The sequence below is a fragment of the Photobacterium obscurum genome (assembly GCF_026191635.1).
GTDB classification, from domain to species: Bacteria; Pseudomonadota; Gammaproteobacteria; order Enterobacterales; family Vibrionaceae; genus Photobacterium; species Photobacterium obscurum.
In genome coordinates, this window is sequence record NZ_JAKRRW010000052.1 from 1 (window position 1) to 1,337 (window position 1,337).

The 1,337-nt window shown below is 40.5% G+C and carries 1 protein-coding gene; it reads right to left on the minus strand.

The features are described 5' to 3' along the window. Positions 1-233: 233 nt before the first annotated feature. Positions 234-1,265, minus strand: coding sequence for an IS110 family RNA-guided transposase (locus MD588_RS25850; RefSeq protein WP_265700828.1), 1,032 nt, complete (start codon positions 1,263-1,265; stop codon positions 234-236). Positions 1,266-1,337: the final 72 nt, after the last annotated feature.

The window sequence follows — 1,337 nt, forward strand, 5'->3', positions numbered from 1 at the left end:
TCTTATATGGAATCCACGTATTTACAAAGTGATAAATCAAAAAAGTTAAGATGCGGTCGTATATTCGGTTTCTTATTGAGGGAGCTACCCTCTAACCTTTGATGTTTGCGCACCTACTGTCCTTATCGTGTTATCAGCTTTTAAAAGCATGAAGAAAAGGTCAGGTTTTCAGTAGGTTGGTCTTACCTTTTATGTTCATCATTTCGTAAAATTCATATCGTATTAGCTTGTGCTTAGCAGCTTATCGGTATTGGTTGATATTTTGTTTCGTACCGAAGCATTGCCCAAGCTGTTCTAACTATTTTGTTAGCTAATGCGATGCAAGCTTTTTTGAAACCCAGCCGTTCTATCGCATTCATTAACCATTTTTCTTTTTGGGTCTTAGGCGTTTCAGGCAACCGACCAATGTATGACATTGCACCAAGGTATAGAAGTGAGCGTAGGTCTTTTATTCCGCCACTTTTGTCAATTCCTAACATCACTACCTTTCCTCCTGTGCTGTGTTGTTTAGGTGTAAGTCCAATAAACGCAGAAGCTTGCCGCCCGTTTTTGAACTGTTCGCCATTTCCTAAAGTTGCATACAGCATGGATGCGATAGTTTCACCCACACCTTCAATATCCATCAACCTTTTACATGGTTCAATTTGCTGAGTTAATGCACTTTTCTCTTTTTCCAACTGCTTTAATTCTTTTTTGAGATATTTGTATTGCTCCCATAGTAGGGATAAGGTGCTGACCAAATTGGCAGGAATATCGGTTTCACCATCCAGTACGGCAAGAACGGAAGCTTTCAGCCCTTTTTCGCCTTTTGGGTTAGCGATACCGTAATCTAAAATGGTTCCACGAAGGTGTTGTCCTAAGGAGACGATACTTCGGGATAAAAATTGTCGGCTAGTTTCTAAAGAGTGCAGTGATTGCTGTTCAATTGTTTTTGGTGTACTGAATTTTAATCCGATTTGGATAGCCGCGTTAGCTATAGCCAGTGCATCGTTCTTGTCCGTTTTATGCCCATCAACATAGCCTTTAACTTTTTTCGGATTGATGATTCGGACGTCATGGTTAAATTGTTGAGCGAAACGTCCCCAGTAATGACATCCACAACAACCTTCTACTGCTACGATGGATGGTTTTGCTTTTGCCAAAAACTCTTTTGCCTTTTGACGACTCATAGATTTGTTGCTGAGCAACTCACCATGAATGCTAATGTGGCAGACTTGCAGAGTATTTTTAGCGAGATCAATTCCGATGATATTACTGGCTAGCATAATGGACTCCTTTGTATTCAACGTCTTCGGTAAAGTGTAGTTTGGCGAAGGAGGAGTGGATTCCATACATCA

Bases quoted from the DNA above. Each gene is read 5' to 3' on its own strand.
- MD588_RS25850 (WP_265700828.1), bottom strand. From the start codon at position 1,265: ATGCTAGCCAGTAATATCATCGGAATTGATCTCGCTAAAAATACTCTG.